The 23,978-nt window shown below is 56.5% G+C and carries 26 protein-coding genes; 11 read left to right on the top strand and 15 right to left on the bottom strand.

The window, feature by feature from the left end:
- The 3 genes from KMP13_RS05800 to parC all read right to left on the bottom strand — a co-directional run.
- Positions 1–289, bottom strand: a 289-nt coding sequence (locus KMP13_RS05800) for a GTP-binding protein (protein ID WP_251363688.1), incomplete at its 3' end; no start/stop codon positions are given.
- 114 nt (positions 290–403) lie between these two features.
- On the bottom strand, positions 404–985 hold the full coding sequence (locus KMP13_RS05795; protein WP_215264669.1) for a hypothetical protein: 582 nt from the start codon (positions 983–985) through the stop codon (positions 404–406).
- Positions 986–1,104: 119 nt separating this feature from the next.
- Positions 1,105–3,453, bottom strand: a complete 2,349-nt coding sequence (parC, locus tag KMP13_RS05790) for a DNA topoisomerase IV subunit A (protein ID WP_215264666.1) — start codon at positions 3,451–3,453, stop codon at positions 1,105–1,107.
- 268 nt (positions 3,454–3,721) lie between these two features.
- Between parC and KMP13_RS05785 the strand changes: the two genes are divergently transcribed.
- From KMP13_RS05785 to KMP13_RS05770, 4 genes are all read left to right on the top strand, one after another.
- On the top strand, positions 3,722–4,348 hold the full coding sequence (locus KMP13_RS05785; protein WP_215264664.1) for an SH3 domain-containing protein: 627 nt from the start codon (positions 3,722–3,724) through the stop codon (positions 4,346–4,348).
- Between the two features lie 33 nt (positions 4,349–4,381).
- Positions 4,382–5,212, top strand: a complete 831-nt coding sequence (locus KMP13_RS05780; protein WP_215264663.1) for an SDR family NAD(P)-dependent oxidoreductase — start codon at positions 4,382–4,384, stop codon at positions 5,210–5,212.
- 68 nt (positions 5,213–5,280) lie between these two features.
- Entirely contained in the window at positions 5,281–5,484 is a 204-nt protein-coding gene (locus KMP13_RS05775) for a twin transmembrane helix small protein (RefSeq protein ID WP_215264662.1), read from the top strand.
- A 3-nt stretch (positions 5,485–5,487) separates the two neighbouring features.
- On the top strand, positions 5,488–6,060 hold the full coding sequence (locus tag KMP13_RS05770; RefSeq protein ID WP_215264660.1) for a cob(I)yrinic acid a,c-diamide adenosyltransferase: 573 nt from the start codon (positions 5,488–5,490) through the stop codon (positions 6,058–6,060).
- Between the two features lie 141 nt (positions 6,061–6,201).
- On the opposite strand, the gene KMP13_RS05765 is transcribed toward KMP13_RS05770, so the two are convergent.
- Positions 6,202–6,366, bottom strand: a complete 165-nt coding sequence (locus KMP13_RS05765; protein WP_215264659.1) for a hypothetical protein — start codon at positions 6,364–6,366, stop codon at positions 6,202–6,204.
- On the opposite strand from KMP13_RS05765, the gene KMP13_RS05760 reads away from it, so the two are divergent.
- Both KMP13_RS05760 and KMP13_RS05755 read left to right on the top strand, forming a co-directional pair.
- A complete protein-coding gene (locus tag KMP13_RS05760) occupies positions 6,365–7,123 on the top strand; it encodes an electron transfer flavoprotein subunit beta/FixA family protein (protein WP_215264657.1) in 759 nt (252 codons plus the stop codon). The two genes, KMP13_RS05765 and KMP13_RS05760, sit on opposite strands and share 2 nt — an antisense overlap.
- Positions 7,123–8,052: an electron transfer flavoprotein subunit alpha/FixB family protein gene (locus tag KMP13_RS05755; protein WP_215264655.1), complete on the top strand. Its 930-nt coding sequence runs from the start codon at positions 7,123–7,125 to the stop codon at positions 8,050–8,052. Before KMP13_RS05760 ends, KMP13_RS05755 begins: the two co-directional genes overlap by 1 nt.
- An 84-nt stretch (positions 8,053–8,136) precedes the next feature.
- Here KMP13_RS05755 and KMP13_RS05750 read toward each other — a convergent pair whose 3' ends face one another.
- Positions 8,137–8,952: a DUF6473 family protein gene (locus KMP13_RS05750; RefSeq protein WP_215264653.1), complete on the bottom strand. Its 816-nt coding sequence runs from the start codon at positions 8,950–8,952 to the stop codon at positions 8,137–8,139.
- A 154-nt stretch (positions 8,953–9,106) separates the two neighbouring features.
- Between KMP13_RS05750 and KMP13_RS05745 the strand changes: the two genes are divergently transcribed.
- From KMP13_RS05745 to KMP13_RS05735, 3 genes are all read left to right on the top strand, one after another.
- Positions 9,107–9,982, top strand: coding sequence for a 3-hydroxybutyryl-CoA dehydrogenase (locus KMP13_RS05745; protein WP_215264651.1), 876 nt, complete (start codon positions 9,107–9,109; stop codon positions 9,980–9,982).
- Between the two features lie 153 nt (positions 9,983–10,135).
- Positions 10,136–10,423: a hypothetical protein gene (locus tag KMP13_RS05740; RefSeq protein ID WP_215264650.1), complete on the top strand. Its 288-nt coding sequence runs from the start codon at positions 10,136–10,138 to the stop codon at positions 10,421–10,423.
- Positions 10,420–10,683, top strand: coding sequence for a hypothetical protein (locus KMP13_RS05735; protein WP_215264649.1), 264 nt, complete (start codon positions 10,420–10,422; stop codon positions 10,681–10,683). Before KMP13_RS05740 ends, KMP13_RS05735 begins: the two co-directional genes overlap by 4 nt.
- 752 nt (positions 10,684–11,435) lie before the next feature.
- Here KMP13_RS05735 and KMP13_RS05730 read toward each other — a convergent pair.
- From KMP13_RS05730 to KMP13_RS05695, 8 genes are all read right to left on the bottom strand, one after another.
- Positions 11,436–11,615 (bottom strand): hypothetical protein, encoded by a 180-nt coding sequence (locus tag KMP13_RS05730; RefSeq protein ID WP_215264647.1) that lies wholly within the window; start codon positions 11,613–11,615, stop codon positions 11,436–11,438.
- 928 nt (positions 11,616–12,543) lie between these two features.
- Positions 12,544–13,437 carry a lysophospholipid acyltransferase family protein gene (locus tag KMP13_RS05725; RefSeq protein WP_215264645.1) on the bottom strand — a complete coding sequence of 298 codons (894 nt, stop codon included), beginning with the start codon at positions 13,435–13,437 and terminating at the stop codon, positions 12,544–12,546.
- Positions 13,438–13,474: 37 nt separating this feature from the next.
- Positions 13,475–13,744: an HPr family phosphocarrier protein gene (locus KMP13_RS05720; RefSeq protein ID WP_215264643.1), complete on the bottom strand. Its 270-nt coding sequence runs from the start codon at positions 13,742–13,744 to the stop codon at positions 13,475–13,477.
- Positions 13,745–14,152: a PTS sugar transporter subunit IIA gene (locus KMP13_RS05715; protein WP_215264641.1), complete on the bottom strand. Its 408-nt coding sequence runs from the start codon at positions 14,150–14,152 to the stop codon at positions 13,745–13,747.
- Positions 14,153–14,172: 20 nt separating this feature from the next.
- Positions 14,173–15,039: an RNase adapter RapZ gene (gene rapZ / locus KMP13_RS05710; RefSeq protein WP_215264639.1), complete on the bottom strand. Its 867-nt coding sequence runs from the start codon at positions 15,037–15,039 to the stop codon at positions 14,173–14,175.
- Positions 15,026–15,457, bottom strand: coding sequence for an HPr kinase/phosphorylase (locus KMP13_RS05705; protein ID WP_215264637.1), 432 nt, complete (start codon positions 15,455–15,457; stop codon positions 15,026–15,028). Before KMP13_RS05705 ends, rapZ begins: the two co-directional genes overlap by 14 nt.
- A gap of 12 nt (positions 15,458–15,469) precedes the next feature.
- Entirely contained in the window at positions 15,470–17,176 is a 1,707-nt protein-coding gene (locus tag KMP13_RS05700; RefSeq protein WP_215264636.1) for a sensor histidine kinase, read from the bottom strand.
- Positions 17,177–17,212: 36 nt separating this feature from the next.
- The gene (locus tag KMP13_RS05695) at positions 17,213–17,914 is read right to left on the bottom strand and encodes a response regulator transcription factor (protein WP_215264634.1); all 702 of its coding nucleotides are present in this window, start codon (positions 17,912–17,914) and stop codon (positions 17,213–17,215) included.
- 359 nt (positions 17,915–18,273) lie between these two features.
- On the opposite strand from KMP13_RS05695, the gene KMP13_RS05690 reads away from it, so the two are divergent.
- Positions 18,274–19,872 carry a phosphoenolpyruvate carboxykinase gene (locus KMP13_RS05690; RefSeq protein WP_215264632.1) on the top strand — a complete coding sequence of 533 codons (1,599 nt, stop codon included), beginning with the start codon at positions 18,274–18,276 and terminating at the stop codon, positions 19,870–19,872.
- Positions 19,873–19,947: 75 nt separating this feature from the next.
- Here the strand turns inward: KMP13_RS05690 and dgt are convergent, their stop codons facing one another.
- A complete protein-coding gene (gene dgt, locus KMP13_RS05685) occupies positions 19,948–21,300 on the bottom strand; it encodes a dGTP triphosphohydrolase (protein ID WP_215264683.1) in 1,353 nt (450 codons plus the stop codon).
- A 16-nt stretch (positions 21,301–21,316) separates the two neighbouring features.
- Complete coding sequence (locus tag KMP13_RS05680) at positions 21,317–22,087, bottom strand: sulfite exporter TauE/SafE family protein (RefSeq protein WP_215264631.1); 771 nt, start codon at positions 22,085–22,087, stop codon at positions 21,317–21,319.
- 148 nt (positions 22,088–22,235) lie between these two features.
- Between KMP13_RS05680 and KMP13_RS05675 the strand changes: the two genes are divergently transcribed.
- Complete coding sequence (locus KMP13_RS05675; protein ID WP_215264629.1) at positions 22,236–23,924, top strand: acyl-CoA dehydrogenase family protein; 1,689 nt, start codon at positions 22,236–22,238, stop codon at positions 23,922–23,924.
- Positions 23,925–23,978 lie beyond the last annotated feature (54 nt).

The raw sequence follows: 23,978 nt of genomic DNA, 5'->3' as shown, positions 1-23,978 counted from the left end.
CGCCGTCCATCTGCGCCGCGCCCGTGATCATGTTTTTCACATAGTCAGCGTGGCCGGGGCAGTCAACGTGGGCGTAGTGACGGGCTTCGGTCTCATATTCCACGTGCGCGGTGGAGATGGTGATGCCGCGGGCTTTTTCTTCGGGTGCGCCGTCGATCTGGTCGTAGGCTTTGAAGTCACCAAAGTATTTGGTGATCGCTGCGGTCAGCGTGGTTTTACCGTGGTCAACGTGGCCAATGGTGCCGATGTTGACGTGCGGTTTATTACGCTCAAACTTTTCCTTAGCCATTCTCTTGGCGCCCTTTTGAATCTTGGGGGGTCATCTGCGACCCGGTTTCCTCTGCGCGCGCGGCGTATTGGATTCTCGCACAAAAATCAAGTCGCTTCCTGCACCTGAGCCCTACTAGCCCGCGTCTGATGCCGGATCAGCAGCCTGAGGCTCTGCCAGTTTTGGGGCAAACCAGCCTTCATCGGCATGTTTTTTGGCGATGAATTCTTCGATCTTGTCGGCAATGTTCAGCGCCAGACCGTCGATCTGTTCCTGTTTGCTGCGGCTGTGACCGGAGCCCAACAGGGCGCTTTCGCCAGTGGTGTCTTCAAAGATTTCCATCTGAATTTTTTCCGCCAGGAACACCGCACCGCTGACGTCATAAACAAAGACATTCACCACTGCGACGCTCTTGGGAGAGAACAGGATCGGCACGCCACCAGGGGCCAGCATGAAACCTTCCAAAGTGACCGCGACGTCAAATTCCTGACTGCCCTGATAGCGCCCCAGGCGTGCGTTGAGCGCCCGCTTCATCGGTTCGGTCCATTCGCTGGCGTCGGCGTCACGCGACAGGGGCCATTGCAGTGCTTTGTCGGTGAACACATGCAGCACACGGGCCTTGAACGCGCCCAGATCTTCGGGCGCCTCATCCACCTGTGTCGCACCACACGCCCCAAGCAACGCCAGAGCCATAAAAAGAGAGAGCAAACGGGCCATAACCTGTCCTGTATCCATCACATTTCGCGAAAGGGGTAACGCCTTCCGCGCTAAAGCGCAAAGCAAGCGTTGCAAAAACCCGCGCACCGGGTGGCGCGCGGGTCACATATTATCGAGGCTTATTTGAACTTGTAGTTGCGTGGGAAGCCATAGGGTGGGCGTTTGCCGACGCTGGCGCGTTTACCAAGCCATTCGGTCAGATCCGTTTCATGACGGGTCTTGCCGCCGCCCATTTCCCAGCTCAGCCCCTCTTCCCAATTGAAGGTGGTGATATCTGACAGACCACCGTCCAACTCCAAGGCGCCCTGTTTGCCGCGGGCCATATTGTACTTTTGCAAGCGCACGCCTTTGCCGCGGTTCAGCTCGGGCATTTCCTCGACCGCAAAGACCAGGAATTTGCCGTTTTCTGAGACAACCGCCACGTGGTCGCCCGACACCGGGATACACATCTTGGCCCGATCATCATCTTTGACGTTCAACACCTGTTTGCCGCTGCGCGTTTGGGCCACGATGTCTTTTTCGGCGCAGATAAATCCGTTGCCTGCGTCAGACGCCACCAGCAGCTTGCCTTCGGGATCGTGGATCAGCAGGTCAACAATCTCCACCTCGTTTGGCAGATCGACCATCAAGCGCACGGGTTCACCCATGCCGCGTCCGCCGGGCAGATTGGCTGCGGACAGCGTATAGAAACGCCCGTTTGATCCAAACACCAACAAACGATCGGTCGTCTCGGCGTGGAAGACAAAGCGTGGCCCGTCCCCGTCCTTGAATTTCAGCTCGCGGTTCAGATCGATGTGGCCGGTCATGGCGCGGATCCAGCCCATTTGCGAGCAGACCACAGTAATCGGCTCCCGCTCGATCATCGCCTCCAACGGCACGTCTTCGACTTCGGCGGCTTCGGCAAAGCGGGTGCGACGGGCGCCGCCTGCAAAGTCCTTGCCGAATTTCTTTTTGGTTTCACGCAGCTGTTCGGTGATGCGGCTCCATTGGATGTCCTCGGACTCCAAAAGCTCCAACAGACCTGCCCGTTCTTCGCGCAGGGCATCGCGTTCCCGCGTCAGCTCGATCTCTTCCAGCTTGCGCAAGGAGCGCAGGCGCATATTGAGGATCGCCTCGGCCTGCACCTCGGTCAGCTCACCGACGCCTTGAGCAGGGGTGACATAATCCGCCTCATCAAAGGTGCGCGCATGATCGATGCTCCAATCCTCACGCATCAGCGCGGCCTTGGGGTCTTCGTCATAGCGGATGATGTCGATCACCCGGTCGAGGTTGAGGAAGGCGATGATAAAGCCTTCGAGGACTTCCAACCGGTGGTCGATCTTTTCCACCCGGTGGCGCGTCCGGCGTTGCAGCACGTCGCGGCGGTGATCCAGGAAGGCGCGCAGCACTTCCTTCATCGAGCAGACCTTGGGCGTGACACCATCAATCAGCACGTTCATGTTCAGGCTGAACCGCGTCTCAAGGTCAGAGTTGCGGAACATCATGTTCATCAGAACATCCGAGTCCACGTTCTTGGACTTGGGTTCCAGAACGACGCGGATGTCTTCGGCGGACTCATCGCGAATATCGGCAAGGATCGGGACTTTTTTCGTCTGGATCAGCTCGGCGATTTTTTCGATCAGCTTGGATTTCTGCACCTGATACGGGATTTCGGTCACAACGATCTGCCATTGTCCACGACCGAGGTCTTCGACCTCATATGTCGACCGCAGGCGGAAGGACCCGCGTCCGGTGCTATAGGCCTTGGCGATGTTTTCGCGCGGCTCGACAATCACGCCACCGGTGGGGAAATCCGGCCCCGGCACATAGTTCAACAGCGTGTCGTCCTGGGCATTTGGCGTTTTGATCAGGTGGATACAGGCGTCGACCAGTTCGGCGATGTTATGGGGCGGAATATTGGTCGCCATGCCCACGGCGATCCCCGACGACCCGTTGGCCAGAATATTGGGGAACGTCGCTGGCAAAACCGCAGGTTCGGTCAGGCGGCCATCATAGTTGTCGCGGAAATCAACAGCGTCTTCGCTCAACCCTTCCAGCATCGCCTCGGCGACAAAGGTCATCCGCGCTTCGGTGTAGCGCGAGGCCGCCGGGTTATCGCCGTCAATATTGCCAAAGTTTCCCTGCCCGTCGACCAGCGGGTAGCGCACGTTGAAATCCTGCGCCAGACGCGCCATCGCGTCATAGATCGCGGCGTCCCCGTGAGGGTGGAAATCCCCCATCGTGTCGCCCGAGATCTTGGCGGATTTCAGGAACCCACCCGCAGACGACAGCCGCAGGCGATTCATCGCATACAGGATACGTCGGTGCACCGGCTTCAGACCATCGCGAGCATCCGGCAAAGCGCGGTGCATAATGGTACTGAGCGCATAGGTCAGATACCGCTCCCCAATGGCGCGGCGTAGAGGTTCAAGGATCTCTCCCTCTTCTGGGGAGGGCGGCATGTCGGGGTCATCTACCAGGTCGGTCATGGAAAAGTGATACTGCCCCACCTCCGCAGGGTAAAGCGGTCATGAATTTCGTCCACAGGTTTTCCTACCCTGAGAGAGGGATTTTGCCACTGCAGCAATAGTTTGTTTCCAACCATGGGGGAGTATTCCTGCAGTTCTCCCCTGCGAGAATCAGTAAAAATATGATTAAATGAACATTATCAGCCGTCGATTCGTGGGGAAGGCTGGTCAGCGCGGTGCAGGAGTGACCGCGCGCTGCTGTCTTTTATGTATTGGGGGAGAAAGCGCCATGTCTTCGCGCTTCGTTGTTGCGTCTTTTTTGGGTCTGGGGTGGACCTTTTATGAATTGAGCGGGGGTGCGGATTTTGCCCCGCCTGAACGCCCTGAAATCGTCGCAGAAACACCCGCAGCCAAGGTCGATGCACCCGCTGTGACGCTGGCATCTGCTTCGACTGCGCCGACGTCAAACCCAAAAGAGGTTGTTCCAGTCGCTGATGTGGAACGCCCCGTCGCCGATCCGGCCCTGCGCCGGAGCATCGCGCGGGAGCAATTGGCGCAGATCGGTGGTGCGCTGGGCACGGATACCGCCTTTGATGGGCGCATCCCAACCGGTGGTTTGCAACTGGTCTCCCTCGAAGGTGGGCTGTCGGCGATCACCACCCAACCCGTTGCCCCCATTGTGGAAACCGTTGCGATCCCGGAACCACAGGGACCTGACGTGCGCTATGTGCGCGCCTCTCGCGTGAATATGCGCCAGGGTCCGGGCACCAATTATTCGGTCCTGACCCGACTGTTGGCAAACGACAAGGTCATCGTGCTGGAAGACAACGGCGCGGGCTGGCTGCGACTGAAAGTCGACAACAGCAATCGGGTGGGTTGGATTGCCGCTTCCCTGTTGACCAAGAAAGCCCCATAAGTTCCGCAAGGAACCATTTCAAAGGGTTGCCTCATGGCAAAAACATTGCTGATTACCGGATGCTCTTCGGGCATCGGACTGGATGCTGCGCGCGGAATGCGTGACCGAGGCTGGACGGTTTTTGCATCCTGTCGCCAGCAACGCGACTGTGACCGGATGCGGGCCGAGGGGTTTTTCAGCCCCCGTATTGATTACACCGATGAGGCCACCATCCATGCCGGCCTTGAGATGGTGCTGAACGAGACCGGCGGCACCTTGGACGTTTTGTTCAACAACGGTGCTCACGGCCTGCCCGGCGCGGTGGAAGATCTGCCCACGGACGGGCTGCGCGCGATTTTTGAAGCAAACTTCTTTGGCTGGCACACATTGACCCGCGCGGTGATCCCTGTGATGCGCGCACAAGGGCACGGCCGTATCATCCACAATTCGTCGATCCTGGGCTTTGTCGGCTTTCCCTGGCGCGGCGCTTATGTGGCGACCAAATTTGCCCTCGAAGGCCTGACCGATACGTTACGGGTTGAGCTGGCAGATACCAATATTCACCTGTCGCTGATCCAGCCCGGACCGGTGACGTCCAAGATCCGGCAGAACGCGATCCCACATTTCGAACGCTTTGTGGATTGGGAAAATTCGGCCCTACGTAACCTGTATGAAAAATCCCTGCTGAAACGGCTCTATCACAGCGATGGACCAGATCGGTTTGAGCTGCCCGCCCGTGCGGTGACCGAGAAACTGGCCCACGCCTGCGAGGCGCGCCGCCCCCGTGCGCGCTACTATGTCACAACGCCAACCCATATTGCCGGGCGGCTGAAACGGATATTGGGAACACGCGCCCTTGACCGCATATTGATGGGCCTGCGCTAAGGCAAAAACTCGCCAAAGCGGTTCAAACACGTTAGAGAACCGCCGACATAGCCAAAAAGGGGCCCGACATGACCAATCTGCTTTATATTCTGGGTGTTCTCGGGATCGGAGCGACTGTTGTCGCACTGGTTATTGGGATCGGCAGTTTTGGTATGGGTGGGAAATTCCACAAGAACAATGCCAACAAGCTGATGCGCCTGCGCCTTATTTGCCAATTCGTGGCAATCGCGGCGCTGTTGGGCTTTATGTATCTGCGCAGACAAATAGGGTAACAGATGGTCGTTCTGAACAAGATCTACACACGTACCGGTGACAAAGGTGACACGGCGCTTGGCAATGGGGAGCGCGTGGCGAAACATTCGGCGCGGGTGAATGCCTATGGCACCTCGGATGAGCTGAACTCCTTTGTCGGGGTGGCGCGCTTGTCGGCGAGCGGCGATGTGGACGATGCCTTGGCGCGTATTCAGAACGATTTGTTCGACCTTGGCGCGGACCTGTGCCGACCCGATATGGAAAAGGACGCAGACGCGGATTACCCCCCGCTGCGGATGGCGCAGGCGCAGGTTGAACGTCTGGAAGCAGAAATTGACGCGATGAACGCAGACCTTGCGCCGTTGCGCAGCTTTGTTCTGCCGGGTGGCTCAGCGCTGTCTGCGCATCTGCATGTGTGCCGCACGGTGGCGCGCCGTGGCGAACGTCTTGCCACGGATCTGGCAACGGTTGAGACGATCAACCCAGTCGCGATCACTTATTTGAACCGCCTGTCGGACTGGTTCTTTGTGGCGGCACGTGTGGCCAATAATAACGGCGCTGATGACGTCTTGTGGGTGCCCGGCGCAAACCGTTGATTCTCCCCGGCAACTGGCCGCAAACGTCGCATTGCAGCAATTTGCGAAACAAAATCGTTGCCGACAGTTGCTAAAAATGAGCCGCGTTGGTAATTTTATTACTCCACCGATCCGTCGCAATTTTCACGCCAAATGTGCTATTTATATAGGGTTTTTCTTCTGAAAAAGTGTAGACGCGACGTCCATGGGACGAAACGTGACGATTTTGCCCTGTTGATCGCTTTGCGCAACGGCTATCAACGCTGCGAGAGCATAGCGGCTGTCCCCGTCCGGCGGCTGGCCATTTGTGAAGGAGATAACGCCCATGAAGGTCCTCGTACCTGTCAAACGCGTGATTGATTATAACGTGAAAGTTCGCGTCAAAGCGGACGGAACCGGTGTCGATCTCGCCAACGTAAAGATGTCGATGAACCCCTTTGACGAGATTGCCGTCGAAGAGGCGATCCGTCTGAAGGAAGCCGGTAAAGCGGACGAAGTTGTCGCCGTTTCAATCGGCGTCAAACAATCGCAGGAAACCCTGCGCACCGCATTGGCCATGGGCGCAGACCGCGCAATCCTGGTCATTGCCGCGGATGATGTTCACCAAGACATCGAGCCGCTGACAGTTGCCAAGATCATGGCAAAAATCGTCGAAGAAGAGCAGCCCGGACTGGTTTTGGCTGGCAAACAGGCGATCGATAATGACATGAACGCCACTGGCCAGATGCTGTCTGCCCTGCTGGGTTGGTCGCAAGCGACATTTGCATCCGATCTGGATGTGGAAGGCGACACTGCCAAAGTCACCCGCGAAGTTGACGGCGGCCTGCAGACCATCAGCGTCAAGATGCCTGCCATCGTGACCGTGGACCTGCGCCTGAACGAGCCGCGTTATGCCTCGCTGCCCAACATCATGAAAGCCAAGAAAAAGCCGCTGGACGAAAAGACAGCCGCTGAATTCGGCGTTGATGTCACCCCGCGCCTGACCGTTGTGGAAACCAAAGAGCCGGAAACCCGCGCCGCTGGTATCAAGGTTGCGTCCGTGGACGAGCTGGTTGTGAAACTTAAAGAAGCGGGAGCTGTCTAATGTCTGTTCTTCTCCTTGCCGAAGTCACCGATGGCGCGCTGGCGCTTGATGCAACTGCCAAAGCTGTCACCGCTGCAAAAGACTTGGGCGACATCGTCGTTCTGGCCGCTGGTGCCTCTGCCGCAGCTGCGGGTGAAGCCGCTGCCAAAATCGATGGCGTTGCCAAAGTTCTGGTGGCCGAAGATGCCTCACTGGGTCACCGCCTGGCGGAACCCACTGCGGCACTGATCGCGGGCCTTGCATCGGATTACACCCACATTGTGGCGCCTGCGACCACGGATGCCAAAAACATCCTGCCACGCGTTGCAGCCCTGTTGGACGTAATGGTTCTGTCGGATGTCACCGCAGTTGTCGACGCGGACACATTTGAGCGTCCGATCTATGCCGGTAACGCGCTGCAGGTTATCAAATCTGCCGACGCCAAGAAGGTCATCACCTTCCGGACCTCGACATTTGACGCAGCTGGAGAAGGTGGATCTGCAGCCGTTGAAACCATCGGTGCGGCAGATAACCCTGCCCTGTCCGAGTGGGTTGAGGACAAAGTTGCGGAAAGCGACCGTCCTGAGCTTACCTCTGCCGGTGTTGTTGTTTCCGGTGGTCGTGGTGTTGGTTCCGAAGAAGACTTTGCCCTGATCGAGAAGCTGGCGGACAAACTGGGCGCGGCTGTTGGCGCATCCCGTGCTGCGGTTGACTCGGGCTTTGCTCCGAACGACTGGCAGGTTGGCCAGACCGGTAAAGTGGTTGCACCCGATCTGTATGTGGCCGTTGGAATCTCCGGTGCAATCCAGCACTTGGCCGGTATGAAAGACTCCAAAATCATCGTTGCGATCAACAAAGACGAAGAAGCACCGATCTTCCAGGTTGCGGACTTTGGTCTGGTGGCTGACCTCTTTGAAGCGGTGCCTGAGCTGACCGAAAAGCTCGGCTAAGCGTTTTGACATCTAAAAAGAAAAGGCCCGCTTTTTTAGCGGGCTTTTTTATTGGCTATTGGGACTGCACCGGCGCGATGGCGGCTACAGGACGTCTTGCAGACGTTCCGCCACCGAGCAGGCAATGCGATGCTGTTCCCGTGGACCGATCATAAGCTGCGCGGTCTGCAATTGCGTTTGCTCAACCAGCATGCCTTTGATGTCATCCGCCTCGCCCGCTGTTGCCACGTCCAGCTCGATGACATCCGTCACGAGGGGGCGCAGGTTCTGGATCATGACATCATTCACCAACACCGGTTCCTGGGCAAAACCGTTGCCAAGGTTCAGGTTGTAACGCAGCCAAAGCAGAACAATTTCACCGTCAAACCCATCGATCATCTCCTGCATACGCGCCACCCAGGTGGATTGCAGGTGATCGCGCAAGACCGCGTAGCGGGCGGGATCCATGTCTTCCAGACGGCTCAGTAGATGGCGGTTGAAATGGAACTCGGTAAAGTCGACGTCGGGATAGTGCGCCAACAGCTGCGGATGGGCGGTCAGGAACCGATCATTGCGCCGCGGATGGACCTTGTAGAAGTCGTTGGACATATTCTGCGCGCCCATCACCTGCAGCACAGTCACATCGGCGCCCGCCGCCATGTCGCGCAGGGTGGGATCAAAGAAATAGCTGTCCAACCCGCCATTGACCGCCGCGATATTGACGCAGGGCATGCCAAGTTGCGCCTCTACATCTTCTGGAAACGGAGTGTCAATAAATCGGCCGTAGACTTCGGTGCTCCCCAAGAAGGCCAAATACGGTTGATTTAACGGACGTTCTGGCCCCCGCACAGGAAGCTTGGACGTACCATATCTGCAAAGTTCCACGTCTGTTTGCGACGCATTTCCCGAAGCGTAGCTCATCTTACCCACCAATGTTCACCCAATCTCACCTTGGTGGAGAAGAATTGCAAATTTGCTAAGGGTTGCATTTGTGTAAAAACTCATAGGATCACCCTTGGCGGACCGCCATACCGCAGATACTATTACAGTTCAGAAAATCAGAAAGGCAGTGAGCATGGACATTCAATCCGTTGGTGTGATTGGCGCAGGCCAAATGGGTAACGGCATCGCACATGTTATGGCGCTCGCGGGCTATGACGTTGTTTTGAATGACGTAAACCAGCAGGCTCTGGACGCCGCGATCAGCCAGATCACCAAGAATTTGAACCGGCAGGTGAGCCGGGACAAGATCACCCAGGTTGAAATGGATGGTGCTATAAAACGCATTCGCGTCTCCTTGGCATTGCCGGACGTTGGGCAAACAGATCTGGTGATTGAGGCCGCGACCGAGCGGGAGGCCGTCAAACAGGCGATCTTTGAGGATTTGTTGCCGCATCTCAAGCCGGAAACGATTCTGACCTCAAATACCTCGTCGATCTCGATCACCCGTCTGGCAAGCCGGACAGACCGTCCGGAACGGTTTATGGGCTTCCACTTTATGAACCCGGTTCCAATCATGCAGCTGGTGGAGCTGATCCGCGGCATTGCCACCGATGAGGAGACCTTTGCCGCGTGTAAAACCGTGGTGGAACGCTTGGACAAGACCGCCGCCTGCGCCGAGGATTTCCCCGCGTTTATCGTCAACCGCATCTTGATGCCGATGATCAACGAGGCGGTTTATACACTGTATGAGGGCGTTGGAAACGTGGAGTCGATTGACCAATCGATGAAGCTGGGCGCGAACCATCCGATGGGGCCGCTGGAGCTGGCGGATTTCATCGGATTGGACACCTGTCTGGCGATCATGAATGTTCTGCATGATGGGCTGGCGGACACCAAATACCGCCCCTGCCCGCTATTGACCAAATATGTCGAGGCCGGGTGGCTGGGTCGAAAATCTCAGCGTGGGTTTTATGACTATCGTGGCGAGGCACCGGTTGCGACCCGGTAACACCTCAAGCGACCCAATAGAAACAAGGCGGCGTCCAGATCTGCCAGCCAGTTACGTTAAATGATGCAGCCGCTCTCAGTCCTTTTCTGGGAGCGGCGTTTCTATATTCCGGAGCAAAGACCAGTATCCTGTCAAACATACAGGAGAATTAAAATGTCCAACCCTTTCGGAGACGTCGCCCTTGCAGTCATGAAGAGAATAGCACGAGAAGCATTTGGCTACCCGAGGATCTCAACTGAAGACATTTTTCAAGAGTTAGACGCCGTCTTCCCTGGTGTTGGGGGCGTAAAAAGAGACCTTATGACATCGGAGGTTCTCGAAACAATCGAACGCATTTCTCCGAAAATATATGGTGGCGCAAGGGCGATCGAAAAAATGGTGAGCCTAAGACTGCCTGGTGATTTGGGCGCATACTTTGGAAGACAAACCGAACCCCTTTGAGCAAGTGGCTCGTTCCGTCCGCCAAAGATAATCCTGGCCACGCTACGACTACAGCAGAAGACATTCGTGAGGAGTTTGATGACCTTTTCTCAGGCGTAGAAGGCGGTCGGCGAAATCTAATGACGTCAGAAGTTCTTCAAGAAATCGAATCTCTTGTTCCAGAAACGCACAGAGTTGCGACGACGATCATACAAAACGGCGATTGCATCACCATTCAAGTCCATCCGGTGATCTGGTTACATACAGCAGATCAAGCTTGAATAACTACCCGAAAAGGTCTTTTGCGTAAATCTTACCTCTGGCCAGCCTCGGCTTCATCGCTGAGATCTCTTTGGTCATATGAGTCCCCATCCAGTTATGTGTGAAGCGATAGATTTCGATGATCTTCCACATGGTCTCTGGATTGTAGAGATCCCAGGACCGACCATTGTTGCTGGGCGTGTGGCCGGGGCGGGCTGCGAACCTGATATTGCCTCTCACCTTGTGGAATGCGCAAAGTCGCCAACCGCATCAGTCGCGCCCTACGGTCGATTGCCATCCCTGGGCGATCAGTTGGAATCCGAATGCGTCGAAGAGGCTCTGCCTTTGTGTGAAAAGGCCATTCGAAGGGGCCGCCGGGAGGGAGATCTCGAATAAGTTCTTCAGTTTCTTTGTTGATGATGGCATTTGCAAATTTGGTAGGGATCATATTCCAAAGAGACCCTGATTGGCGTGCAGCCTGTTCAAGCTCTGCCTTGCCCTCCGCCACAAGTATGTTCCGTTGATCGTTGGATTTATGCTTATCGAATGCAACCACGATCACATCCGTGCGCCCATCCCTGATCGCGGTAGCAAAAGCTGAAACGAAAGACAACGCCAGGCCCGATTCTCCTTCGAGCACAAAGACATACCGCTCGTTGCCCTTGCCCAGGCACTTTCGAATATAGAACGCGTGAGACGCTTGCAGTATGTCTTGACGCAGTAGCTGCACACTTGCGGGGAGTTGCAGGTCTTCGTCGACATCAAGCCCCTCCTATGTATGAATGGTGACGCCTTGGGTGATCTTGTTGATGTATTCTGTGAACTCAGATTGAGACCAGACGCGCGCCTGATCTCGAAATGCACGAGGGAGATCAAAGTCGCCATTATTAGCCATCCCAGCCTCAAGTTTGGGCAGATGAACTTCCGGATCGAGCGAAAGATGTGCCGCCATGATAAATACGCTGTTGCAGAGAGCTGTGCACAGGTGTTGAACAGCAATCTCGGCGCGAGTTTACTTGTTCGGCCAGTTGAGGTGTAAGGTTTGCGAGTCTGATGACACCGTCTGCCAACAGACTGCCAATCGACGCATGCAAACATCTTCTCACGCCTCGCGGTAAAGTCTACGATTTTCTCATTGATGAAATCGATCTTCGCGTAGATGTCGCGCGGAGAGTTCCGTGAAATCGCAGATTTTCGATATCGGCGTTCCGTTTGTGAGAATCCAAAGGATATCCCTATTGGCATGACTGTGTTTCTGTCGTCGAATGCTTGATCCAACAGAGTGAGTTCCCAAGCAGGCCTTGCACTCCCATCACTGGGCACCCTTCGCGGTTCTTCCCGACTTGCGGTAAAGGGTAGGATTATCTTCTCGAAGCTCGCCGTAGTTCTCGCACCTTTAGGGTTGGCAAGTATCCTTGGGGAAGGCTTCGGAAAACCTGCTTCGCAGACGCCGATACTCCTGAACAATCGCTCGATTATTTTAATGATGGAGTCCCGCCCACAAGCGCCACAGATAAAGTCCTTCTCAGCCTTTGGACCGTTTACCCTTCCATATGGAATGTTCGGTTCGACTTTGCTAGACTTTTCCCTCTTTTATCAAAAGGGTTCGGGGGAACCATAAAGAGCCCGCACTGAGGGTTCCGGCAAAAATTTATATCGATCCCATGAGAAGATCGCGGCAAGCGGCGATTGGTATCTGTCGAATATATATATTCGAGCGCTTGTTCAATTAAATCCCCTGAAAAACCGCCAGATTTTGTGTGATCATGGGTAAGGCTGGCCAACATTGGCCAGGCCACGGAAACATTACATCATTTAACGTAAAGGGCTGGCCAGATCTGCAGGTCGCCTTTTGCGTAATTTGGACAGTCGTTAAACAGTTACTTGGAGCGAAGCGCCAGCGTGTGCTTGCGCAGCCATGCCATAAAACCGCGTGGATCGCTGTGCAGCGTCTCCATCTCTTCATCGGTCAGCGGATCACCAACAACCGGCGCTTGTGGCTTGTTACAGGACCGCACGATTTCATGCAGCAAGAGACCCTGCCGCAGAATCGGCGAGACACTGCATGCAATTTGATAGGCGCGTGAATTGGAGCCGGGAAAGAACATCGGCACAACACGCGCGCCAGAACGGCGGATCATCTGCGCGGTAAAGACGTTCCATTCCTGTTCAATCGCAGGCCCGAACCAGGTTTCAGACGAGCTGACAACACCCGATGGGAACAGGGCAACAACCCCGCCGGCCTTTAAATGCGCCATGGCTTTTGCACGCATGTCGACCATCTTGCGCTGTGCGTCGGGGTCATGCGGGAATGGCACCGGGATCATGAAAGAGGTCGCAGCCTCGTCCAACCCCGTCAGAACCGAGCGGGTCAGAATGCGGTAATCTTCGCGCACGCGCCCAATAAGATCGGCAAAAATCATACCATCGACCATGCCATGCGGGTGGTTTGCCACCACAACCACGGGACCTTCGGTCGGGATCTTTTGGATCTGCTCATCGGGGGTCGTCAATTCGATCCCCATGACGTTCAAGGCGCCACGCCAAAACCGTTGACCACGATACAGCGCGTTTTGCTGCTCGAACTTTTTGACCATCCGCAGGATCTTTAGCTTGCCGGTCAACCATTCCATGGTTTTTATGGCCAGCGACGTCCAACGGTCGTCAAAGGAATTTGCATAGGTCAGAGTGCGACGGTCATAAACCTCGCCGGTGGTGCTGGCCTCGGCAGGTGCTGATGACCTGCTGTTACTATCGTGCGCGGTATCCGCCAATTTCGTCGTCCCGTCTACTGCCGCCGGTCCCGGTGTCTCAGAAGCCTTCACCGAATTTATCAGCGACCAAGGCCGCCAATGCTTCAGCAAGGGGCGATGCATCAGGGCCCGAAGTTTCGACGTCAATAGTCGTTCCTTTGGAGGCTGCCAACATCAAAAGCCCCATAATGCTATCACCGGACGCCGACATGCCATCTTTAGACACTTCTGCGCTGGCGTCAAAGCCTTCTACAACTTCAACCAGCTTGGCTGACGCACGGGCATGCAGACCCTTTTCGTTTACGATTTCGAGCGTTTTTTGAACCATCTACTGCGCCTGTTCCCCTTCTGGGGTTATATTCTGACTATTAATGTATTTGCGCCCGGCCTCCATCGCCTGACGCACAGCGTCCGAAACCGGGAGGTCGCGAGATTTTGCCAATTTAATCAGCATCGGCAAATTGGCCCCATACAGGATGCGCCGGTTGGATGGCTGACAGGCCCGCAGCGACAGATTCGAAGGGGAGCCGCCAAAAAGATCGGTGACCACAACAACGCCGCCGCCAGAATCAACCTTGTCGGCGGCTGCGCAAATCTCATCCTGCTTGGCGCCACGGTCGTCTTCTGGGCCGATTGCAACGGTCGACAACGAAGGCAACGGTCCAACAACATGTTCGACCGCAGCTCGGTATTCCTGTGCCAAGCCACCATGGGCTACGATTACTATTCCGATCAAATCGGCCTCATTCAGTTCCGCTAGCCTTGCAGCTCGCGATGTCTAATTGACACCTGCGGCGCGTCTTCCGCAAGGGCCTTCGCGAGAGTTTCCGCCAATGTAACGGAACGATGTTGCCCGCCGGTACAGCCAAAGGCGATCGAAAGGTGGGACTTTCCCTCATCCCGGTAGGCCGGTAGCAGAAAACGGGTCATATCCAGCACTCGATCAAAGAACCCCTGATAACGGGGATCGCCGCGGACATGGTCCTGCACGGGCTGATCCCGCCCATTGAGCGCGCGCAATTCCGGCACCCAATAGGGGTTGTTCAAAAACCGGCAATCAAACACCAGATCGCTGGCATAAGGCACACCGCGTTTGTAAGAAAAGCTCTGGATAGAGACGGCCAGCGCGCGCCCTTTGGGGGCAAAGAAGTTTTCGATTTCCGCGCGCGCCTGATGGACGTTCATCTCGGAGGTATCGAGCAAAATATCGGCCCGGTCGCGGATCTGCACCATCAAGCCCAGTTCTCGTCGTACGCCCACTTCGGGGGATTCTGCAGGCGCCATCGGGTGGCGGCGACGGGTCTCGGAAAACCGGCGCAACAGAACCTCGGCGCGGGCATCCAGATACAGAACGCTCAGCTCGACATCCTGCCGCTGCGCGATCAGGTTGATGGCATCGAGCAAGGCAGACGGAGAAAAGTCGCGGTTTCGGCTGTCCAACCCCAAGGCAACCGGCCGATCCCCTGGCGCGCTTTCGACCAAACCGGGCAAAAGGCTGAACGGCAGATTGTCGATCGCCTCATAACCAAGGTCTTCCAGCACGTTGATCGCAGTTGTCCGCCCCGCGCCCGATGGGCCGGTGACCAATACGATTTTCAAGTGCGCTTGTTCACGGGTGGTCATCTGGATCCAATGCTCCGCCTTTGAGGTATTGCAGCAAGGCAGCGGCGAAATGGGGACCTTCGCTTTTGTGAAGGACCGGAACGGCCACCGACAGGATGTCCATATAACGTTTTCGTGGCAAACGCGCGCCCTCTATCGCATCCATTTTTACGATAGCGCAAAGCGTTGCCTTTTCGCAGACATTCGCCCGCAGGAGACCAACTTCGCGCGCCTCGATCAAGCCGGAAATTGCAGACGGAGCTGTGGCGACCACGCCATCACCGTCACGCATAAGCTGCGTTTGATCGTCGGACACCAGATCGGCGCCAAAGGCCATGAGCTGCAGCGCCAGTGACGATTTTCCACTGCCGGATGGACCCACAAGCAACAGCGCGCGGCCATCAAAGGCAACGCAGGTTCCATGCAGGCACAATAACACCGCGTCGTCTCCCTAGACGGGAAGTCCGACGACGAAGCGGGCTCCAAGCGGTTCAGAGGTTGCGTCAGCTTCGGTTGGGCGAATGTTTTCGGCCCAGATGACACCGCCGTGTGCCTCAATGATTTGCTTTGAAATCGCTAGACCCAGGCCAGAGTTATTGCCGAAATGTTCCACTGGGCGCTGCGAATAGAAGCGTTTGAAGACTTTGGTCAGCGCCTGTTCGGGGATGCCGGGACCGGTGTCTTCGACCACGATCAACACACGATTGTCGCGGCGACGTGCCCAGACCCGGATTGCATCGCCTTCCTCGCAAAAGGAAATCGCGTTGGTGATCAAATTGACAAAGACCTGTGCCAATCGCGCCTCTAGCCCCTGCAACGTGATCGGGTTGGGCGGCAGATCGGTGATATAGTCGATCCCCTTGTTGCGCGCATCTTCACCCAGATATTGGTTCAAATTGCCCAGCATGTTGAGGAGATTGAACTCTTCCTCTTCTTCCTTGACCAGCTCGGCATCCAGACGCGAGGCGTTGGAGATATCACTGACAAGACGGTCCAGGCGGCGCACGTCATGTTCGATCACATCCATCAGTTTCTGACGCTGATCGTCGCGCTTGACCATCCGCAGGGTGCCGACCGCAGATTGCAGGCTCGCCAGCGGGTTCTTGATCTCATGGGCGACGTCTGCCGCAAATTGTTCGTTGCTGTCGATACGTGTGTAGAGTGCTTTGACCATGCCACGCAGCGCACGGCTGAGGCGTCCGATTTCATCAGGGCGTCCCGACAGATCGGGGATGCGGATCCGGCTGGGTTTTGCTTTGCGCGATCCGCGCTCGCGGCCAATTTCGGCCGCCTCGGCCAAATCAGCCAGCGGATTGGCAATGGTGGAGGCCAACACCAGGCTCAAACCAACGGACACCAAAAGCGCCACGACAAAGAGCTGCAAAACCTGTTCGCGCGCGGCTCGGTCCAATCGGTCGATTTCACCGGTTGGCGTGGCAAGCGCGACGGCGCCAAACAGCTGGTCGCCCTTGTGAATGGGGGCCACGGCGGAAAAGACCGTGCCAGCGGGGGGTTCCAGAATGGCTTGACTGACTTGTCCGGTGCCGATGGAGGTCTGCACAAGCTCGGCGATTTGGACTTCCAACGCGTCACGCGGCACAACATCGTTGCCACCAAACAGGCCGCCTACAACACCCCACACCTTGGCCAATGCGTCGGAAATAACCGTATTGCCAGCGCCTGCGTCCTGTTTGACCAGCGCTTTCAACGGGCTGTCGCCCTGCGCCTGGGTCACCAATCCGCCCTGCGCGTCAAAGACCAGCACATCGACCCCTTCGCGCAGGTCGATTTGGGACAATGTGTCAGCGGCATCAATACCGTCCGAGGTCGCCAGATTGACGGAGCCACTGCCGGGGATCTGCGCCTCGAAAACATCCGCCACCAGCGACGCTTCGGACACCAGGGTCACCGCGCTTTGATAGACAAGGCTTTTGCGGGAAGCATTCAGATAGAGAACACCGGCCACCAACAGGGTGATCGCAATCAAGTTGAAGGTGATGATCTTGCGCGTCAGAGGGGAGCCGCGCAGCGAAAAGAACCCCCGCCGTGCGCGCTTTGCCTGCAACTCACGCTCAACTGAAGTGGCCGGGGCGATCCAATCATCCCCTAGCACAACGTCAGCAGTCTGCTGATCCTGGCTTACCCCGGTATCCCGCATGGGCTCACGCCTCCCAAAGACCCAAATGGCTGGGTCTTATTCTTCGTTGTAACGATAACCGATTCCATACAGCGTTTCGATTGCAGAAAAATCTGAATCGACGCTGCGCATTTTTTTGCGCAAACGCTTGATGTGGCTGTCGATGGTTCGGTCATCCACATAGACCTGGTCATCATAGGCCACATCCATCAGCTGGTCGCGGCTTTTCACAAAACCGGGCCGTTGGGCCAGCGCCTGCAACAGCAGGAATTCCGTGACCGTCAAAGAGACATCGTCCCCTTTCCAGGCAACGGCGTGACGCAACGGATCCATCCGCAGGTTGCCACGTTCCATCACTTTGGTTTCTGGTGTGGTTGCCACGGTTTCACCGCTCACCGCCTCTTGACGACGCAAGAGCGACCGGATCCGTTCCACCAGCAACCGCTGTGAGAATGGTTTTTTGACGTAGTCGTCAGCGCCCATACGTAGGCCCAGAACCTCATCAATTTCATCATCCTTGGAGGTGAGGAAAATCACAGGCATCTGGGTTTTCTGTCGCAAGCGCTGCAACAGGTCCATACCGTCCATGCGCGGCATCTTGATGTCCAACACTGCCATATCGGGCAGTTTCTTGTCGAACGCATCAAGAGCGGCTTGGCCGTCATTATAGGTCTCGACCTCGAACCCTTCGGCTTCCAGCGTCATGGCTACCGAAGTGAGAATATTTCTGTCGTCATCGACCAGTGCAATCTTTGACATCTGGGTTTACCCCTAATCTGCTCGTTATTTGGTTTTTTTATCCTTCTTCGCTTTTCTGGGGCCTCGAATCAATCCCCATTAACGAATCGGGCAATTCTTTGACACAGTGTGGTGCACAAACGCCTTACAAACTGTTTCGCACGCGTGCGCAAAATTTCCTATCTGGATCATTGTTTGCGTTAAAGCTCGTATGGTTGCGCTAAATGTTTTTCCGGTGGCGCTAACGGCGTGAAACTACGCTATTCTTATCGAAAAACATCGTGTTAAGACCTCCCGCACTGGAACCCGTTTCCAAACGATTTCAGCCCCAATGCACGGAAAGTTCATCCGTGCCGTTCGCCGCTACAGGAGACACACACATGACATACGGCCGGGTAAACCTGCAGTTCCGCCTCGAAGATCAAGGCATCGAGGGTCTTGGAAATGTCTATTATAACCTGATGGAACCCGCATTGATCGAAGAAGCGATCAAGCGCGGCGAAGGCACCCTGGGCAATGGCGGCGCGTTTCTCGTCACCACCGGCAAGTTCACCGGCCGCTCTCCGAAAGACAAACATGTCGTCAAAACCGACAGCGTTGCCGACAGCATCTGGTGGGAAAACAATGCCGCAATGAGCCCCGAAGGGTTCGATGCGCTGCACATCGATATGCTGGAACACATCAAGGGCAAAGACTTCTTTGTTCAGGATCTGGTAGGCGGCTCTGACCCGGCGCATGCGATCAATGTGCGTATGGTGACCGAGCTTGCGTGGCACAACCTGTTCATCCGCCACCTGCTGCGCCGCCCGGATCGCGAAGATCTGGATGGCTTCTTGGCGGACTTCACAGTCATCAACAGCCCCAGCTTCCAGGCTGATCCAGCCAAGCACAATTGCCGGTCCGAAACCGTGATCGCAATGAACTTTGACAAGAAGCTGATCCTGATCGGTGGCACCGAATACGCAGGTGAGAACAAGAAATCTGTCTTCACCCTGCTGAACTACCTGCTGCCGGAAAAAGGCATCATGCCGATGCACTGCTCTGCCAACCACGCCAAGGGCAACCCGGTCGACACGGCTGTGTTCTTTGGCCTGTCCGGCACCGGCAAAACCACCCTGTCTGCCGACCCGGATCGCGTTCTAATCGGTGATGACGAACATGGCTGGGCCGACAATGGCACGTTCAACTTTGAGGGCGGCTGCTACGCCAAGACCATCAACCTGAACGCCGAAGCAGAGCCTGAAATCTTTGCGACCACCTCGAAATTTGGCACCGTGATTGAAAACATGGTCTTTGACGAGGACACCAAAGAGCTGGACTTTAACGACGACAGCCTGACCGCCAATATGCGCTGCGCCTACCCGCTGCACTATATCTCCAACGCGTCGGCAACCGCGCGTGGCGGCCACCCCAAGAACATCATCATGCTGACATGTGATGCCTTTGGTGTTCTGCCTCCGATCGCACGTCTGACCCCTGCGCAGGCGATGTACCACTTCCTGTCTGGCTTCACCTCCAAAGTGGCCGGAACCGAACGTGGTGTGACCGAGCCCGAGCCCACATTCTCAACCTGTTTTGGCGCGCCGTTTATGCCGCGTCGCCCAGAAGCCTATGGCAACCTGCTGCGCGAGAAGATCGCCGAGCATGGCGCAACCTGCTGGTTGGTGAACACCGGCTGGACCGGCGGTGCCTATGGCACCGGGTCGCGGATGCCTATCAAAGCGACCCGTGGTCTGCTGACCGCCGCGCTTGATGGTTCACTGGCTGAGGCAGAATTCCGCAAGGATCCGAATTTCGGGTTTGAGGTTCCTGTGACCGTGCCAGGTGTTGCCGAGGTTCTACTGGATCCGCGCCGCACATGGGGGGACAAAGACGCCTATGATACGCAGGCCGCAAAGCTGGTTCAGATGTTCTCGGACAACTTTGAACAGTACCTGCCCTACATCGACGAAGACGTAAAAGCCTCTGCGATCGGCTAAGGTCGCGCGTCAACAGAGGAAAAACCCCGGTCGTTGTGCCGGGGTTTTTGCGTTTTAGGGAAAGCGGAAAGGCGTTCAACCCCTATGGGCGCCCGTAATCATATCCCGCACGTGTACGGCATAACGGTCGGTCATGCCGGACGCAAAATCCCCCAACGCATGGGCCGCCGAATAGTCATCCACCACACCCCGCAGATCCAGATCCACCGCCCGGATCAGCTTGGCCCAATAGCCATGTTCTTGCAGGAAGCGCGCCTGATCCCAGTTGCAGGCCCGCAAGTCCACGAACAGGTCATGGAAATGATCCAAGACATTGTGCAGCACCTGACGCCCCAGCACTTCCAGCTCGGTCTTGCGACGCGCGACAAAGATACGGGCGTTTGACAGATCTTTGAGCTGTTTGAAGGCATCCGCTTTGGCCGACACCTCCATAAGACCGTCGTTAAACTCACCCAGCATGATGGCGTCGTAGTTCTCCATGAACGCCTCAACCGCGGCCTGAATCGAGGAGCCGATCGCAATGGCCCGCAACATGCCCACCCGGTCCTTGACGCTCATCTCAGACGCGCCTGGGTCGTTTGGTTTGCCAGTGATCTGTTCCAGCAGATCCGTGACGGTATCGCGGTCCAGATCGCCGACGGTTGCCGCGTCCTCGATATCTAGGATGCGGTAGCAGATGTCGTCCGAGGCCTCGACCAGGAACGCCAGCGGGTGACGTCGCCACCAGCGGGTGTCCCCGGTGCCTTCTTGTGGCAGGCCCAAAGCCTCAACCGCCTCAGCAAAAAGCGCCTGTTCCCCGTGAAACACCCCAAATTTCTTGAGCCCGACATAGCTCTCGGTGCTGGCCGCCTTGGCCTCGGCTGTGCAGGGGTATTTGGCAAAGGCACCAATCGTCGCGTAGCTCAACCGCATGCCGCCCGCGCGCTGCGCATGTTCCAGACGGGACACGATCCGAAACCCCTGGGCGTTGCCCTCAAAGGCTGCAAACTCCGCGCGATGCTCGGTTGGAATGCCGCCTGCCAAACCGGTACCCGATTGGAATTGCTTGGAAAACCATTCTCCAATGCTTTCCTCACCAGAGTGGCCAAAAGGTGGATTGCCGATGTCATGCACCAGACAAGCCGCCTGAACAACGCCGGCCATCTGGTACTGCTGGCCCTCGCGCAGACGTCCCAGATCCACCAGTCGTTGACCCACTTCCATGCCGAGGGACCGTCCAACGCTGGATGTCTCCATCGAGTGGATCATGCGGTGGTGCACGTGGTCATTGTCATAGAGCGGATGCACTTGGGTCTTTTGCGCCAGACGGCGGAAGGGTTCCGAGAACAGGATCCGATCGTAATCCTGTTGGTAAAACGGCCGCTCAGCCTTGTGTTCATACTCAGGTCGACACAAGCAGCCCGCGTTCAACAGACGATCCCACTCCATCACCATCTCAATCTCCTTAGAACCCCATGACCGCGCGCCGGATCAGGTTTGCCGATGCAATCAACAAGACCCACAGCGTCGCTTTTTTGAAAACCGCCTGATCGATGCGGTCCTGTATTTTGCCACCAAACCACATGCCAATCACCGCCGGAAGGATCATGGCAACCGAGAACGGCGCCGTCTCGGCGCGCACAACGCCCGATCCGATATGGGCGAATAATAATGCAATCGCACCAAGACCATAGATTACCCCCTGCACCCGCATCTGTTCGGTCTTTTCGGTGCCTAATGCTGTCAGATAGGCCACGGTCGGCGGCCCCCAGACCCCCGAAACGCCCCCGATAAGACCGGCAAAGGCCGCGACCGAGGCTTCGACCCTGCGATTGGCGGAACTGAGCACGATGTTACGCCCCGCGATCTGCATCAGCGCAAAGGTCATAACCGGCACGCCGATGATCAACAGCAAGATATGATGCGGCAGAACACGCACCATCTGCGCGCTGATCAGAAGGAAGCACAGCCCCACCAACAGGAACACCCGGAATCGCTTGATCGAATCGAGCGCGGCCGCACGACCCTGGCGCATCGCTTGCATCCCATTGGTGATCAATGTCGGGAAAATCAGTCCCGCCAGCGCGAGATCCGGCGAAATGAAGGAGCTGAGACCCGAAATCAGGATCATCGGCAGCGCAAAGCCCACCATGCCTTTTACGGTGCCTGCAACCAGCGCCACCGCAAAGGCAATCGCCAGGTGGGCCGGTGAAATGAAAGAGAAAAACATGTCCATAAAGCCTTCTCTACCACATTCAAATCCTGCTGCACGGGCAAAACGTTAGGGTAATTTTAAAACCAAACGGATGGTTTTTGTGTATTTTTGTTGCGCTGCACCTGCAAAATGACTTACGTAGAAGGCCAGCCGAGAAAGGAACTGATTCATGCCCCACGATGGACAGGACATTGTCATGACCCCGACTATTCTGCCGGACTTGCTTCGCCTGACCGGAGCCGCCATTGCGCCGTTGGACACCTTGTTGGACGCTGCAACCGAAACTGTGAAATCGCAGGTGACCGCAGATGGCCGCGTGTCGGGGAAGTTGGTTGAAGAGAACCAGTATGCCGCGCATGGCTTGTCGTGGCTTGCAACCTATGTCTTTGCGCTGCGTCAGATGCAGCGGTGGGCAGAAACGCTAAAAGACGACGGCAAGCTGGGTGAGATGGAACAGCTGCTGCACCAGGTCGCCTTTGGCGAATATCTGGCGCAGATCACCGGCGGCATCCAGATGAACCAGGGTGAGACTATCCGCCTGCAGGATCTGGGCCTGGACGTATCGGCAATGGCCGCGTTGCAAACGGCTGAGGTTCAGACCTTGATCCAATCCGGCAATTCCACAGCGGCGCGCAGCCTATTGGTTGAACTGATCCAGGAACAGGGCCAAGCCGCGATCATGTTCGGCGCCTCCGGTCTGGAAGACGAGCTGGAGATGATCCGCGAGCAATTCCGTCGCTATGCGCAGGAAAAGGTCGAACCCTTTGCCCATGACTGGCACCTGAAGGATGAACTGATCCCGATTGAGGTCATCGAAGAGCTGGGTGAGATGGGTGTCTTTGGGCTGACGATCCCCGAAGAATTTGGCGGCCTGGGCCTGTCCAAAGCTTCCATGTGCGTGGTTTCAGAAGAGCTGTCACGTGGCTATATCGGCGTCGGCTCACTGGGCACCCGGTCTGAAATCGCGGCCGAGCTGATCCTGGCCGGTGGCACCGACGCACAGAAGGAAAACTGGCTGCCGCGTCTGGCCAGTGCCGAGATCCTGCCCACGGCAGTCTTTACCGAGCCGAACACCGGGTCTGACCTGGGGAGCCTGCGCACACGTGCGGTGAAAAACGCCGATGGTGATTATGAGGTGACCGGCAACAAGACCTGGATAACCCATGCGGCCCGCACCCATGTGATGACCCTTTTGGCGCGCACCAATCCGGACACCGACAATCACAAAGGTCTGTCGATGTTCCTGGCGGAAAAAACGCCCGGCACCGACGAAGATCCCTTCCCCACGCCCGGCATGACCGGTGGTGAGATCGAGGTGCTGGGTTATCGCGGTATGAAAGAATACGAGCTTGGGTTTGACGGTTTCCACGTCAAAGGTGAAAACCTGCTGGGCGGCGAAGAAGGCAAAGGTTTTAAACAGCTGATGGAGACCTTTGAAAGCGCCCGTATCCAAACGGCGGCGCGGGCGATTGGTGTGGCGCAGTCTGCGCTGGATATCTCGCTCCAATATGCAGAGGATCGCAAACAATTTGGCAAAAGCCTGATCAATTTCCCCCGTGTCTCGTCCAAAATCGCGATGATGGCGGTAGAGATCATGGTGGCGCGCCAGCTCACTTATTTCTCGGCTTGGGAAAAAGACCACGGCCGTCGCTGCGACCTTGAAGCTGGCATGGCCAAGCTGTTGGGTGCACGGGTGGCCTGGGCTGCGGCGGACAACGGGTTGCAGATCCATGGCGGCAACGGTTTTGCGCTGGAATACAAAATCTCACGTGTTCTATGCGATGCCCGTATCCTCAATATCTTTGAAGGGGCAGCAGAAATTCAGGCCCAGGTGATTGCACGTCGCCTGCTGGCCTAACCACAGAATTACTCCCCAACTGGTGCCCGGTCTGCATTGCAGATCCGGGCATTT

Origin of the sequence: Epibacterium ulvae, from assembly GCF_018678075.1 — a bacterium.
Lineage (GTDB): Bacteria > Pseudomonadota > Alphaproteobacteria > Rhodobacterales > Rhodobacteraceae > Epibacterium > Epibacterium ulvae_A.
This window is presented reverse-complemented; position numbering and strand designations above follow the sequence as displayed.